At 67.6% G+C, this 12,413-nt stretch carries 9 protein-coding genes; 3 read left to right on the top strand and 6 right to left on the bottom strand.

The window, feature by feature from the left end:
- Window positions 1-5 precede the first annotated feature (5 nt).
- From KEG38_RS43510 to KEG38_RS43500, 3 genes are all read left to right on the top strand, one after another.
- Complete coding sequence (locus tag KEG38_RS43510) at window positions 6-1,670, top strand: FGGY-family carbohydrate kinase (RefSeq protein ID WP_272426669.1); 1,665 nt, start codon at window positions 6-8, stop codon at window positions 1,668-1,670.
- A 19-nt stretch (window positions 1,671-1,689) separates the two neighbouring features.
- On the top strand, window positions 1,690-2,991 hold the full coding sequence (locus KEG38_RS43505) for an acetyl-CoA hydrolase/transferase family protein (RefSeq protein ID WP_272426668.1): 1,302 nt from the start codon (window positions 1,690-1,692) through the stop codon (window positions 2,989-2,991).
- Window positions 2,992-3,086: 95 nt separating this feature from the next.
- Window positions 3,087-3,554: a thrombospondin type 3 repeat-containing protein gene (locus tag KEG38_RS43500; protein WP_272426667.1), complete on the top strand. Its 468-nt coding sequence runs from the start codon at window positions 3,087-3,089 to the stop codon at window positions 3,552-3,554.
- 4 nt (window positions 3,555-3,558) lie between these two features.
- On the opposite strand, the gene KEG38_RS43495 is transcribed toward KEG38_RS43500, so the two are convergent.
- The 6 genes from KEG38_RS43495 to KEG38_RS43470 form a co-directional block, all read right to left on the bottom strand.
- Window positions 3,559-4,251 (bottom strand): hypothetical protein, encoded by a 693-nt coding sequence (locus KEG38_RS43495; protein ID WP_272426666.1) that lies wholly within the window; start codon window positions 4,249-4,251, stop codon window positions 3,559-3,561.
- A gap of 157 nt (window positions 4,252-4,408) precedes the next feature.
- A complete protein-coding gene (locus KEG38_RS43490; protein ID WP_272426665.1) occupies window positions 4,409-6,184 on the bottom strand; it encodes an MSCRAMM family protein in 1,776 nt (591 codons plus the stop codon).
- A gap of 664 nt (window positions 6,185-6,848) precedes the next feature.
- Window positions 6,849-7,145 carry a hypothetical protein gene (locus tag KEG38_RS43485; RefSeq protein ID WP_272426664.1) on the bottom strand — a complete coding sequence of 99 codons (297 nt, stop codon included), beginning with the start codon at window positions 7,143-7,145 and terminating at the stop codon, window positions 6,849-6,851.
- A gap of 53 nt (window positions 7,146-7,198) precedes the next feature.
- The gene (locus KEG38_RS43480; protein WP_272426663.1) at window positions 7,199-10,393 is read right to left on the bottom strand and encodes an efflux RND transporter permease subunit; all 3,195 of its coding nucleotides are present in this window, start codon (window positions 10,391-10,393) and stop codon (window positions 7,199-7,201) included.
- Between the two features lie 3 nt (window positions 10,394-10,396).
- A complete protein-coding gene (locus KEG38_RS43475; RefSeq protein ID WP_272426662.1) occupies window positions 10,397-11,629 on the bottom strand; it encodes an efflux RND transporter periplasmic adaptor subunit in 1,233 nt (410 codons plus the stop codon).
- The gene (locus tag KEG38_RS43470; RefSeq protein WP_272426661.1) at window positions 11,626-12,315 is read right to left on the bottom strand and encodes a TetR/AcrR family transcriptional regulator; all 690 of its coding nucleotides are present in this window, start codon (window positions 12,313-12,315) and stop codon (window positions 11,626-11,628) included. The genes KEG38_RS43475 and KEG38_RS43470 overlap by 4 nt, the downstream gene beginning before the upstream one ends.
- Window positions 12,316-12,413: the final 98 nt, after the last annotated feature.

Genomic DNA, 12,413 nt, shown 5'->3' with positions numbered 1-12,413 from the left:
CCAGGATGCAAGACCGTCACTATCTCGGGATCGACGTGGGCACAGGCAGCGTACGCGCCGCCCTCTTCGACGGCCAAGGACGCAAGCTCGGGATCGGCGTGCGTCCGATCGCGCTCCACCGCCCCGCGCCGGACTTCGTCGAGCAGTCGTCCGACGAGATCTGGACGGCCGCATGCGAGGCCACGCGCGTGGCCCTCCGCGAGGCGGGCGATCGTCCCGAGCTCGTGGTGGGCGTGGGGTTCGACGCGACGTGTTCGCTCGTGCTGCTCGACGGCGAAGATCGCCCCGTGACCGTCAGCCCCACGGGCGACGATCGCTGGAACGTGATCGTGTGGATGGATCACCGCGCGATCGAGCAGGCGGCGCGCATCAACGCGGGCGGTCACGAGGTCCTGCGGTACGTGGGCGGCGTGATCTCGCCGGAGATGCAGACGCCGAAGCTCGTCTGGCTCAAGGCGCACCTCGCCGCGAGCTACCGGCGCGCGGCGCGCTTCCTGGATCTGCCGGATTTCCTGGCCTATCGCGCGACGGGCAACGACGTGCGGTCGCTCTGCACGACGGTCTGCAAGTGGACGTACCTCGGGCACGAGCCCGGCGCGGACGGGAGCATCGGGCGCTGGGACGACGCGTATTTCCGCTCGATCGGCCTCGGCGATCTCGTCGACGAGGGGTATGGACGCATCGGAACACGCGTGCGTCCGATGGGCGAGCGCGCCGGCGGTTTGACCGAGCGCGCCGCGGCCGAGCTGGGCCTCCGCGCCGGGACGGCCGTGGCGGTGCCGATCATCGACGCGCACGCCGGCGGTCTCGGTTTGCTTGGGATCCCAACGAATGGAGTTGCGCCGGACGAGGCCGCGATGGAGGAGCGGCTCGCGCTCATCGGCGGGACGTCGACGTGCCACATGGCCTCGTCCCGCGAAGCGCGCTTCGTGCCGGGCGTGTGGGGACCGTACAACTCGGCGATGATCCCGGGCCTCTGGCTCACGGAGGGCGGGCAAAGCGCGACCGGCGCGCTGATCGATCACGTCGTGCATTCGCACGCGCGGGGGCCCGAGCTCGCCGAGGAAGCGCGTCGGCGCGGGACGACGGTGTACGCGCTCTTGAACGAGCGGCTCGATGCGCTCGCCGCGAAACACGCCTTCCCTGCGGAGATCACGCGGGACGTGCACGTGCTGCCGGATCACCACGGAAACCGGTCGCCGCGGGCCGATCCGACGCTCAAGGGCATGGTGAGCGGGCTCGGGCTCGCGGACGACGTGGATGCGCTTTCGGTCCTGTACCTCGCGACGATCCAGGCGCTCGCGCACGGGACGCGGCACATCCTCGCGGCGATGAACCACGCGGGGTATCGGATCGAGGCGCTCTACGCGACGGGCGGGGACACGAAAAACCCGATCTTCGTACGGGAACACGCGGACGTGACGGGCTGCCGCGTGATCCTCCCCCGCGAGCCCGAGGCGGTCCTGCTCGGCGCGGCGATCCTCGGCGCCGTGGCCTCGGGCGATCAGCCGACGGTGCTCGCGGCGATGGGCGCGATGAGCGAGGCCGGCGCGGTCGTCGCACCCACGGGCGGCGAGGTCGCGCGCTTCCACGACCGGAAGCACCAGGTGTTCCTGCGCATGTACGAAGATCAGATGGCGTACCGCGCCCTCATGCGCGAAGAAGCGTGACGAGAGGACAGGGAACCGGATGAATTGGCGCGAGCGTTTCGCGGACAAGATCACGACAGCCGAAGGCGCGATACGGGCGATCCCCAAGGGACGCCGCATCCTCATCGGCTCGGGCGCGGCGGAGCCGGCGCGGCTCGTCGAGGCGATGACCGAGAAAGGGACGCACCTCGAAGGCAACGAGATCGTCCATCTGCTCACGCTCGGCCCCGCACCGTACGTGAAGCCGGGGCTCGAAAAACGCTTCCGTCACACGGCGTTTTTCATCGGCGCGAACGTGCGCGACGCGGTGGCCGAGGGGCGCGCCGACTTCATGCCCGTCTTCTTGTCGGAGATCCCGCAGCTCATCTGCTCGGGCCGCGTGAAGATCGACGTGGCGCTCGTGCAGGTCTCGCCGCCGGACGAGCACGGCTACGTGAGCCTCGGCGTGTCGGTGGACATCGTGCGCGCCGCGATCGACACGGCCGATCTCGTGCTCGCCGAGGTGAACCCGCGCATGCCGCGGACCCATGGCGACTCGTTTCTGCACGTGGATCGGATCGCGCACCTCGTGCCCGTCGACGACGAGCTCCCGGAGCGCGAAGCCGAGCCGCTCGACGACGTCGACCGGGCGATCGGCCGCCACGTGGCGAGCCTGGTGCCGGACGGCGCGACGCTGCAGATGGGCATCGGCAAGATCCCGGACGCGGCGCTCGCCGCGCTCGAAGGCCACCACGATCTCGGCATCCACACGGAGATGTTTTCCGACGGCGTGATGCACCTCGTCCAAAAAGGCGTGATCACCTGCCGCAAGAAGACGCTCTTGCCGGGGAAGATCGTGACCTCGTTCGTGATGGGAAGCCGCGCGCTCTACCGCTGGGTGCACGACAACCCCTTCCTCGAGATGCGCTCGTCCAGCTTCACGAACGACCCGTTCACGATCGCGCGGAACGACCAGATGATCGCGATCAACGCGGCGCTGGCGATCGATCTGACGGGCCAGGTCGCGGCCGACACGCTCGCCGGGCGTTTCTTCTCGGGCATCGGCGGCCAGGTGGATTTCATCCGCGGCGCGGCGCGGAGCCGCGGGGGCAAGCCGATCATCGCGATGCGCTCGACGGCGAAAAAAGGCACGGTCAGCCGCATCGCGGCGACACTCGAGGCCGGCGCGGGCATCGTGACGAGCCGTGGCGACGTCCATTACGTGGTGACCGAGCACGGTATTGCCGATCTTTGGGGCAAAAACATTCGCCAGCGCGCGCTCGCGCTCATCGACATCGCGCACCCCGATCACCGCGCGGATCTGCTCGCGGCCGCGAAGCAGCGTCGCTACATTTTCGCCTGATTTCCCCTGCCGGAAGCTGCGCCGAACCCTGGAATTTGGCCCTCCCGGGGCGATACGTCTAGGCTCGGCGCACTTCCTGCTCGGCAGGGGATCACATGCGTGGAACAAAGCGAGCCATTCGTATTGCGGTGCTGTTCGCCGCGCTCGGGACGATGTCCGGAACGATCCACGTGGCCTCCGCAGGCCAGGCGGAATTCCGTGGCCCCATCGATACCGACAGCGACGGCGTCTCGGACATCTCGGACAACTGCCCGCGCGTCGTGAATCCGTCGCAATCCGATTGCGATGGAGACGGGACCGGCGACGCGTGTGACACGGCGAGCGTGATCTCCGAGCAAAAGGTGAACGTCACGCCCGACATGGAGAGCTGCCTGCAGTACAAGTTTCACGGCTGCGCCGGGCCGAAACGCGCGATGGTGCAATACCAGTGCCTCGCGCGCGGGACGTCGTGGACCGAGAATCGCTGGTGCACGAGCGGGCAGGTGCAGCGGAGCAACACGTCGAACTTCCAGACGTGGGAGTATTACCTCCGCAACGTCCCGTGGCCGTCGTGTTCTGAGTGATGGATCAGGGCTGGGCAGGGGCGCTGGCGTCGTCCGCCTTTTTCGCGCGTGACTTCTTCTTCGCCGGGGCTGCCCTCTCGAACAGCGCCGCATAGAGCCCGCGGTGCCCGTCGTCCTCGGCGGCCTTGGCGCCGCGCTTGAGGCTCGCAAAGGCCGTCTCCCAGGCCTGCTCCAGCGCATCCCGCTTCGCCATCGCGTCCGCGCGCGCCTTTTCGAGCTTCGCGATGGGCTTGATGGCGGCCTCGACCTTGCGGGCGGCATTGCCGGTCGCCTTCGCGGCGTCGAGGCTTTGCTGGGAGAACGAGGCCTTCTTTTTGAGAATGGCCTTCTCCAGGCCGAGGAGGACTTTGGCCTCCCTGGCGTACCCGAGCTCCTTGACCTTGTTGGGCGCGGCGACGCCGAAGGGCTTGAACGGATTGGCGCGGGGCAATCCGTCGGCCGGCAGCACGCTCGCGAGGGTATCGACCGAACCGTCTTGATCGACGTCGGCCTCGGCGACCTTCTCCTGCTGCGCGCGCAGGGCCTCGGCTGCCTTTTGCGCGGCGGCCGCCGCGGCGCTGTAGCTTGTGTGGATCTTCTCGAACGCGGCGATCCGCCCGGCGATGGGACTCGTATCGATCGAAGCGGCGGCGCTGAGGACAGCGTCGCCGGCTTCGATCCGTGTCCCGGGGCTGCCTCCGCTCTGGATGGTGGGCATCGTTCCTCCGACCTTTTCAGGGGTGTCCGGATTGGAACGGATCGGGGGGAGCGGATGCAAGTCCTTTCTTTGCGTCCCGGCGTCGCGAGGCCGAGGCGCGCCCTTCGCCGCCGCTGCGGAGGTGGATGCGGCGGCGAAGGGCGCTATCGGAGGTGGATCAGGGATCCACTTCGATGATGCAGGTGTAGGTCCCGGGCATCAGGCCGTTGGCCGCGGCCGTCGCGGGATCGATGAATGCCGCTCCCGAGCTTGCGATCACAGTGCCGCTCGCGTCGCGGCAGGTGATCTTGCTCTTGGTGCCGTTGACGGCCTGGCTCGTGGCCTTGCACTCGATGTTGGTGAGCGGCGTGTCAGTGAACGTGACCGTTGCCGCTCCACTGGCGCACGTCCCGTTCGCGCTCACCACCACGGGTTGCGCGTTCGGATTGTCGATTGCGTAGCCGCTCGGCGCGCCCGTCTCCGTCACGTTGTAGGTGCCGAAGTCCAGATTGTCGACGCACGCGGTGCCATCGGGACCGGTGGTGACGGGGATGGAGCTGCCGGCCGGCGTCGTGATGGTGAAACTCGCCCCGGGGAGCGACGGAACCCCGGCCTTGATCGAGTTCTTGATGATCTTGAGGGCACCGCGCTGTTGGCTGTTGACGTAGATGCACGTCACCGAGCCGCCCGCCGTGAGGTTGATGTCGACCTCCTTCGGCGTGGCCGGGTCCTGCGTCCCGGTGGAACCTCCCGTGCCGGTGCAGCTCACGCTGGTGAATTGGAACCCGGCCGGGTCGGCCCCCTCGGTCACCGTGTACGTGCCGGCCTGCACCTGCGTGATGGACTTGGTATTGCCTGCGCTGTCCGAGGTCGTGTTGCCGACGTCGTTCAGGCTGAAGCTCGTGTTACCGGGGATGGTGGAGGTGAAGCCGAAGTTCTGGTTGAGGCCCCGCGGGTTGGTGCGCTTGATGATATTGATCTCGCCGCAGTTCGCGATCCTGAAGTCGCCCGGGCCCACGAGATCCTTCATCGCCGCGGTCGCCGAGTTTCCGGAAGAGCGGCTGACCGCGTAAGCCTTGCCAAAGCCCTCGCAGACGCCCGGCTGGAAAACCCCGGCGGCGGTCAAGTTGATCCCAGCCTCGCCGAATTCATTGGTCCCGAGGTTATCCGGGGGGCTGGGGCTGATCCCGTCCGTGACTGCCCCAGATGTATTGACCCGCGCTTCGGCGAACCCGAGCGCAGTCAGGTTCGTGGCGGGCCCCCAACATGGCGCGGAGCTGCTGCCTACCTCGCATGGCCCGGAGGTAACCCACCGCCGCAGGGTGATGGTCGGCGTATTGGTCGCACCGCCCTCGAAGTCGTACACGATCAGCATGTCGCCTGCGGTCCGCTGGACCAAACCACCCGAGCCGGCGGGACAAGCGCCGCTCGTGGCCTTGTTGAACTCGAAGCCAATGTGCGCCGACGGCGAGGTCGTGTTCTGCGGGATGCGGACCCAGGCGAGGTTCAGAAAGACGTTCCCGTTCACGGTCTTGGTCGCAAAATAAGCCCGCTCGAGGTCGTCCTTGTTCGGGGGCTTGCCCGTGCCGACCGACGCACAGTTGTTGTCCTGCTTCACCCCGCCGGCGAATGAATTGTCGCTGTTCGAGGCCTGCCGGTCTTCGAAACCGGCGAAGTCCCAGCCCGCGGTCGACTTGGTCGTGGCCCGGTTCGGCGCAGACCCGGTCCACGTGGTCGTGGCGAAGCTGTTCCAGTCGAAGCCGTCGGGGGCCGGCCCCGGCGCGAGGTTCCCATCATCATCCTCGAACCCTGACGCCGTGCCGACCGGGCCAGCGACGATGGCGGACACAGCCGTGCCGACGTGCTCCTCCGGCGGCTCATCCGAACCGCACGCCAGCATTCCCACCATGGCGAGGCATGCCGCTGTGAAGCCACTCCTACGATAGCTGAGCATCGATCCCCCTCCCATTGCGAACAAGACAAGACCCCGGAGTCCGCCCTCGCGCCCATTGCTCGGATCGGTCCCTGTCGTGACGCGCAGGCGCATTCGCGCTCGGGCTCCTCCCGATCGAGCGAATGCGCCGGCATCATCCCGATGCTTCGTCGCCCTCGTCGAGGGCGCCCCGTGGTCGCGCCCCGCCACTGCAACAGCGGGACCTCACCGCGGCGCGAGGCGGGACATTGCTCCCCGTTTGACCGGTCCGATCATCCCGCGTCCGGGCCGAGCCTGGATTTCCATTCGCCACATTCTGCGGCGTCTCGCGCAATTTCAGGTCTGCCCGCGGCGGTGGGGACGCACTGCGATCCAGCATGGGCGCCGTCTTCTGGGCGCCATCGTGTGTAAGTTCCACAACAGGAAACCGACGCGAGGGTGTCCCCGCGATAGCCAGTGCCCCGCTTTTGAACACGAACAGACGACCGGACGCGTGCTCAGCCGTAAAATGGATGGCCCACCGGGAGCCCCGGTACCCGATCCGAACGCTTCGGTGCACCTACCGGGAGCCCGGGTACCCGATCCGAACGCTCCGGATCGCCGACCGGGACGCAGGGTACCCGATCCGAACGCTTCGGATCGCCGACCGGGCCTCCGGGTCCCGAAGCCGAACGCTTCGGATCGCCTACCGGGCGTCCGGGTTCGTCAACAGGCTCCCGTGAAGGACGGGCGCAGCAAGGATGGACTGCCACGCTTGTCGATACGGCCTCGTGTGGAGCGGGTCGTGCACGAGCGCCACGAGTTCCTTTCCCTTCGGTGGCTTGGAAGGATGCGTCTTCTTCGTAGAGAACTTGCCAGCAATGCGGATCCCGGCGGCAGGGCCGTGCTTCCTCTTCCAATCGCGAAAGGAGTGCTCCTTGCCGCGCGCGGCGGCGGCCCAGTCCTTTCGGGCGAACCGGCGGAGCTCCTCGGCGTCGTGCACGAGGAGCTCCGTATCACGGATGGAGGAGAGGAGGCTCGAAGGCGGGAACTACGTCATTCCCCACCCGGCGCCGGGGCCGGATTGGGATCGGCGGTCGGGGCTTCGTCGTCGCTCGAGCCGAACTTGAACGTATTGCGCGCCCAGACCGAGAGGTCGTCGAAGAGCGAATACGCGACCGGCGTGGCGAGCAGGGTCAAGAGGAGCGCGAGCGACTGGCCGCCGATGATGACGAAGCCCGTCGCGCGGTTCGTGCCCGCGCCGGCGCCGCTGGAGGCGACGAGCGGGACCATGCCGGCCACGAACGCCGCCGTCGTCATCAGGATCGGGCGGAGACGATCCTTGTTCGCGAGCAGGATCGCTTCAAGACGCGGCAGCCCCGATTCGCGCAGCTTCAGCGTGTGATCGATCTGGAGAATCGAGTTCTTCTTCACGACGCCGAAGAGCACGAGGATGCCCAGCATCGAGAAGATGTTCAGCGATTGCCGGAAGATGATCACGCTGAGGATCGCGAACGGCACCGTCAGCGGCAGGCTGAGCAGGATCGTGATCGGGTGCAGCCACGACTCGAACTGCGCCGCGAGCACGAGGTACATGAAGATGAACGAGAGCAGGAACGCGAGACCGAAGTTCTTCGCCGCGCGGCCGAGCTCGCGGGACCGGCCCGTCGCGCTCGCCGAGTAGCCCGGCTCCATCCCGAGATCCTTCGCGGCCTTGTCGAGTGCCTCGATGACCGTGCGCTCCGAGAAGCCCTTCTGCAGGTTGCACATGAGCATGACCTGCCGCTGCCGGTTGTAGCGGTCGATCTTCGACGGGCCCGAGCCCTCCGTGAACGACACGAGGTTCTCCAGCGAGACCGTGCCGAGCCGCATCGAGGGCACCGTGAGCCGCTTGAGCCCCTCGACGTTCGAGCGGTAGCTCGGCACCGCGCGGACGTGGACCTCGTATTGCTCGCCCTTCTCGTTGTAGTTCGTCACCTCGTAGCCACCGACGAGCAGGCGCAGCGAGCTCGCGATGTCGGCGACGCTCACGCCGAGATCCGACGCCTTCTCGCGATCGATGTGCGCGCGAAGCTCGGGCTTGCCGAGGATGAGCGAGGTGTCGGCGTCGACGACGCCCGGCAGCGTCTTCATCTTGGCGAGCAGCGCCTCGGCGTAGGACGAGATCTTCGTCATGTCCGGGCCGGTGATCTGGTACATGACCGGGTAGTTCGCGCCGCCGCCCATCGAGTTCACGGGGCCGATCGAGATCCGGTAGTCCTTGCCGTACCTGGGCAAGAGCTCCGCGCGCGCCTTGTCGATGAGCTCCTGCTGCGAGAGCTTGCGCTCGTTCGCGGGGACGAGTTTTACGTAGAGGCTCGCGAGGTTCGGGGTCTTCTGCGCGTCGTCGCCGACGGTCGTGATCGCGTACGCGACGCCCTCGATCTTCTCGAGATCGCCGACGATACGCGTCGCGATGAGGCGCATCTCGTCGAGACTCGTGCCCTCGTTCGCGCGGATGCTCGCCTGGAACTGCGACTCGTCCTCGTCGGGGAGGAAGTTCGCGTTCGCCCGGCCCGCGAGGACCGGGATCGAGAAGAGCGCGACGACACACGAGACCACGATCACCCAGCGGTGCGACATCGACCAGCGGAGGATCCGGACGTAGAACCGCTCGATCGCCCCGTAGATCCCCGTCGACTCGCCGTGGCCGTGGCCGTGCCCATGGCTCGGGGCCGGGGCCGGGGTCGGGGTCGCGGCGGCCTTCTCTTGGCCGGCGCTCCCCTTCTTCACGTGCTTGCGCAGCCACCGCGCGCACATCATCGGCGTCAGGGTGAAGCTCACGAGGAGGCTCACCATGATCGAGAACGACATGGTCAAGCCGAACGAGCTCATGAAGCGGCCGACGATGCCGCCCATGAACGCGACCGGGAGGAAGACGGCGACGAGCGAGAGCGTCGTCGCGAGCACGGCGAGGCCGATCTCCTTCGTCCCGTTGATCGCGGCCTGCATGGGCCGCTCGTCGTTCTCCTCGATCCGCTTGAAGATGACCTCGAGGACCACGATCGCGTCGTCGATGACGATGCCGACGGCGAGCGTGAGGGCGAGGAGCGTGATCGAGTTCAGCGTGAAGCCCGCGGCGCGCATGATGCCGAAGGTGCTGATGACGCTCGTCGGGATGGCGACGGCCGCGATGATCGTCGAGCGGGCGTTGCCGAGGAACGCGAACACGATGAGCGCCGCGCAGAGGGCGCCGAGCACGAGGTGCTCCTTCACCGAGTGGATCGAGTTCTCGATGAACTCGGACTGATCGCGGGCAATGTCGATCGTGTAGCCCTGGGGCAGGCGCTTGCCGAGCTCCTCGAGGCGCTCCTTGACGGTGTTGACGACCTCGACCGTGTTCGTGCCGCTCTGCTTGCGGACGTTGAGCACGACCGTCGCGCGCTGGCCCTTGAAGCCCACGGACTCGGGCTCGGCCGTGCCGTCCTCGACCTCGCCGATGTCGCTCAGGCGCACGCCGTAGCCGTCACGCGTGGCCACCACGATCTCGCCCATCTCCCGGATCGACTCCACGCGGCCGCGCGTGCGGAGCGTGAGCTGGCGCGAGCCCTGCTCGACGCGCCCGCTCGGGAGCTCGATGTTCTGCGTCTTCAGCGCGCGCTCGACCTCGGGGCCCGAGATGCCGTACTTCTGGAGCTTCTCCGGGTCGATCCACACGTTGATCTGTCGCGGGCGACCGCCGATCAGCGTCACCTGGCCGACGCCGTTGATCGACTCGATCTGCCGGCGCACGGTCTTGTCCGCGATCTCCGTGACGTCACGCACGTTGCCCGGGCCCGAAAGCGCGAGCGTGAGGATCGGCGCGGCGTCCGGATCCATCTTCGCGATCACGGGCTGCTCGATGCCCGGCGGCAGCTCGTTGAGGACCGCGTTCACCTTGTCGCGGACCTCCTGCGAGGCGACGTCGACGTCCTTCTCCAGGACGAACGTCACGATGACCATGCTCACGCCCTCGGAGGAGGAGCTGCGGAGCTCGTCGATGCCGCTGATCGTGTTGACCGCGCTCTCGATCTTGTCGCTGATCTCCGTCTCGACCTCTTCAGGCGCCGAGCCCGGGAGGATCGTGGTGATCACGACGGCCGGGAAGTCGACCTTCGGGAAGCGATCGAGGCCGAGCTGCACATAGGAGAACAGCCCGACCACGGTCAGAATGAGCACGAGCACCGTCGCGAAGACGGGTCGTCGTACACAAATCGCTGCGAGCCATTGCATGGGTTACTTCGCTCCGGACGCGGGGGCGACGTTCACGTCGACGCCGTCCTGCAAAAGGTCGACTCGCTCGGTCGCGACCTCGTCGCTCGGGAGGACATTGCCGCGGATCTCGACCTCGCCGTCGATCTCGCGGCCAAGCGTGACGATGCGCTCGACGACGCGGTTGCCCGAACGAACGAAGACACGATTGGCGCTGCCGCTCGATCCGATGGCGGCGCGGGGGACGAAGAGCGCGTTCGTGTCGGCCTCGCCGAGCTCGACGTACGCGCGCGCGAAATAGCCGGGCTTGAGCAGGCCGTCGGCGTTCGCGACCTCGGCCTCGATCGGCAGCGTGCGCGACTGCGCCTTGAGGCTCGCGCCGACGCGCTTGACGAGGCCCTTGAAGGTCTTGCCCGGGTGCGCGGAGACGGTGAGCGTCACCTCCTTGCCAACGGTGACCTTCGACGCGTCCGTCTCCGGGACGTCGATGCGCAGCCGCAGCGTCTCGTCGCGCACGACGACGGCGACGACCTTGCCCATCGGCGCGAACTCGCCGACCGTGGCGCGGCGCTCGGCGACGGCGCCGTCGAAGGGCGCGCGGATGCTCGTGTCGGCGACCGATTTGCGCGCGAGGTTCGCCTGGGACTGCGCGGCCGCGAGGCCGGCCCAGCCTTGCGCCGCGCCGTTCAGCGCGGCCTCGTACTGGGCGCGCGCCTGCTCGGCGCGGGATCGCGCCTGATCCCACTGGGACGCGGCGACCGATCCACCCTCGTAGAGCTTCTTCGTCCGGTCGGCCTCGGACACGGCGAGGTCCATGCTCTCCTTCGCGGCGCGCACCTCGGCCACGTTGTTCGCATCGAACTTCTCGCCCCTCTTCACGCCGAGCTTGGCGAGCGCCTGGGCCGCGGACGCGTCGGCGGCCTGGGCGCGGAGGGCGGGATCGCTGCTGTCGAGCTGCACGAGGATGTCGCCCTTCTTCACGCGCGTTCCCACGTCGATCACGACCTTCGTGACGATGCCGGAGGTCGCGGCGGCGACCTCGCTGGTCTCGTCGGCGGCGAGCGTGCCGGTCAGCTCGAGCGTGGGCGACAGCTTGCGCTCGGTGACCTTCGCGAACTTCACCGCCGGCGCGGGCTCGGCGGTGGCGCTCTCCGCGGGTTTTGCCTTCTGCTCGGCGCTCTTTCGTGCGCACGACGGCGTGAACGAAAGGAGCAGCGCAAGCGCGGCGACGTACGCGGATTGATCAAGACGCATCATCGTTCTCCAAGATCGTTTTCATCACGCGGGCGCCCGGTGCGATCGGCCCGGCCCGCGCCGTTCAAATAGAGGTCCACGAGAAGCGAAGCCTCGGCTTCGAGGTCGGGGTGGCTCTGCTCCATGAGCATGCCGATGGAGGAAGAGCGGATCAGGCCGCCGAGCGCGCGCGCGAGCGGCACCGGATCCATCGGCCGGAGCGCGCCGGACTGGAGCCCTTCGTTCACGAGCGCGAGCATCGTGGCGCGGAGTTTTTCGAAGTGCTCCACGGCCTTGTCCTTGAGGATGCTCGACGCCGAGGCCGTGCCCTTCGCGAAGAGCCCGCAGTCGAGGGCCACCTGATGGAAGTCGCGGTGCGCCTCGACAAACTGGAGCGTGCGGATGACGCAGCACGTCAGTTTCTGCTCAAAGGGCTCGGGATCGGTGGGCTGCGGCCGGAGGTTGTCGATCATCTGATCGAGCCGCACCTCGAGCAGCGCATGGAGCACGTCTTCTTTCTGCTCGAAGTGGTTGTAGACGGTGCCGACGGCGATCCGCGCGTGGTCGGCGATGTCCTGGATGCGCGCGCCGTGGAAGCCCTGCTTGGCGAAGACGTGCTCGGCGGCGTCGAGGATCGCGTTGCGGAAGAGCGCCTTGGCCTCGTCACGGCGACGTGGAAGCGTTGTTCGTCGATCGGACGAGTTGCTCACGGGATGAACCGTCGCTCATCTTTTGAACGTGCGCAACGACCGTTCGTAACAAATGTGGGGATCTCGGGGGGTGGCTCACGGTCCGTGGCCATCAAGAC

It is taken from the genome of Polyangium jinanense, from assembly GCF_028435265.1.
Lineage (GTDB): Bacteria > Myxococcota_A > Polyangia > Polyangiales > Polyangiaceae > Polyangium > Polyangium jinanense.
Note: the sequence above shows the minus strand (reverse complement) of the source record. Positions and strands in the feature narration are given on the sequence as shown.

Coding starts and splice junctions, on each gene's coding strand:
- KEG38_RS43510 (WP_272426669.1), top strand. CDS start 6: ATGCAAGACCGTCACTATCTCGGGATCGACGTGGGCACAGGCAGCGTA.
- KEG38_RS43505 (WP_272426668.1), top strand. CDS start 1,690: ATGAATTGGCGCGAGCGTTTCGCGGACAAGATCACGACAGCCGAAGGC.
- KEG38_RS43500 (WP_272426667.1), top strand. CDS start 3,087: ATGCGTGGAACAAAGCGAGCCATTCGTATTGCGGTGCTGTTCGCCGCG.
- KEG38_RS43495 (WP_272426666.1), bottom strand. CDS start 4,251: ATGCCCACCATCCAGAGCGGAGGCAGCCCCGGGACACGGATCGAAGCC.
- KEG38_RS43490 (WP_272426665.1), bottom strand. CDS start 6,184: ATGCTCAGCTATCGTAGGAGTGGCTTCACAGCGGCATGCCTCGCCATG.
- KEG38_RS43480 (WP_272426663.1), bottom strand. CDS start 10,393: ATGCAATGGCTCGCAGCGATTTGTGTACGACGACCCGTCTTCGCGACG.
- KEG38_RS43475 (WP_272426662.1), bottom strand. CDS start 11,629: ATGATGCGTCTTGATCAATCCGCGTACGTCGCCGCGCTTGCGCTGCTC.